Annotated in this window: 2 protein-coding genes, 1 tRNA gene and 1 pseudogene; all 4 read right to left on the bottom strand. The window is 62.3% G+C overall.

Annotation, left to right across the window (positions count from 1 at the left end):
- Window positions 1–226: DUF2752 domain-containing protein (locus ABT116_RS48345; RefSeq protein WP_351647886.1), on the bottom strand; the 226-nt coding region annotated here is incomplete at its 3' end.
- A 30-nt stretch (window positions 227–256) separates the two neighbouring features.
- Entirely contained in the window at window positions 257–826 is a 570-nt protein-coding gene (locus ABT116_RS48340; protein WP_298776211.1) for an RDD family protein, read from the bottom strand.
- A 119-nt stretch (window positions 827–945) separates the two neighbouring features.
- Window positions 946–1,018: transfer RNA gene (locus ABT116_RS48335), tRNA-Thr, on the bottom strand.
- Between the two features lie 25 nt (window positions 1,019–1,043).
- Window positions 1,044–1,184: pseudogene (locus ABT116_RS51265) on the bottom strand (CpaF family protein); the annotation flags it as partial.

The raw sequence follows: 1,184 nt of genomic DNA, 5'->3' as shown, positions 1-1,184 counted from the left end.
ACACTGCGGCGCCAAGATCCAGATTAGTCAGGTCGTTGACCGCACGAAGGCCACCACACGCCGGGCACCACAATCCCGTCAACGCGTACATCGGACAAACGCCGTAACTACCCGCGCTGTGGGGATCACGGAAGTGGAGTACCGCGGCGGCCGTCACCGCCACTGCAGCAACTCCGACGGGTGCGGCCAACGCGCGTCGTCGACGTGCGACCGCTTCCAACTCCATGACACCCACTGTAAGAGACCCCGGCAGCGACTAGCGCGCGCGAACGACTACCGACCGGACCACCATGTCGTGCCAGCACTGGCGCTTCGAGTCCCAGAGCGGCCAGAGGTAGTTGAGGAAGCAGGCGCCACCCAGGATCGCCATCATGATCCAACGAAGCAGCGCCATCACCGGGCCGAGAGGTACACCGTCGGACTCCCGAATCACCGAAATTCCCAGCCACTTCTTGCCGAGCGTCTGTCCGGTGTTCCCTTGCCTGAAGACGAGATTCCACACCTCGATCAAGAAGATCGCCAGTATTCCGACGACCATGACGATCACGCCGACCGGATTGCCGCCTTCCGCGCTCACGCTGCCGTCGTCGTATGTGGTCACTTCGGATCCGGAGAACGCGATCACCGCCCCGATGATCGCGAGGATGACACCCGGGAGCGGAACGACAAAGCCGTCGAGGATTGACGCGAGCACGCGAGAGATCCAGGTTGCGTACGGATAGGCGGGCGTCGGCGGCTGATAACCCTGCGGCGGCATCGGCGGCATCTGTCCGTACGGCGGCTGATTCTGCGATGGTTGGCCCGGTCCCCAGTTCTGATCCGACATCGAGGTCTCCCTGTTCAGGCACGTGTTCGCCGACCTCAGGATAAACCGCACATACGCAAGAATGAGAACTAACGACAAGAGCCCCACATCCGGATTTCCGGGTGTGGGGCTCTTGGCCGAGCTGCCTGAGAGAATCGAACTCTCGACCTTTTCATTACGAGTGAAATGCTCTACCGACTGAGCTAAGGCAGCGTGCCTTTCGGCGGTGGCGAGTCTATCTGGTCAACCCCCGGATCGCGAAAACGGGGGTCGGAAAGCGGCTCCGATGGATGATGACGTTGACGCGCTCGCCGGAGGGCAGGCGGGCGTCGACCATCGGGTTGGACTCGTCCACGCGGCGGTTGACCGTGGAGACGAT

Source organism: Streptomyces sp. NPDC002130, assembly GCF_040296465.1.
GTDB lineage: Bacteria > Actinomycetota > Actinomycetes > Streptomycetales > Streptomycetaceae > Streptomyces.
Note: the sequence above shows the minus strand (reverse complement) of the source record. Positions and strands in the feature narration are given on the sequence as shown.

Bases quoted from the DNA above. Each gene is read 5' to 3' on its own strand.
- ABT116_RS48340 (WP_298776211.1), bottom strand. From the start codon at position 826: ATGTCGGATCAGAACTGGGGACCGGGCCAACCATCGCAGAATCAGCCG.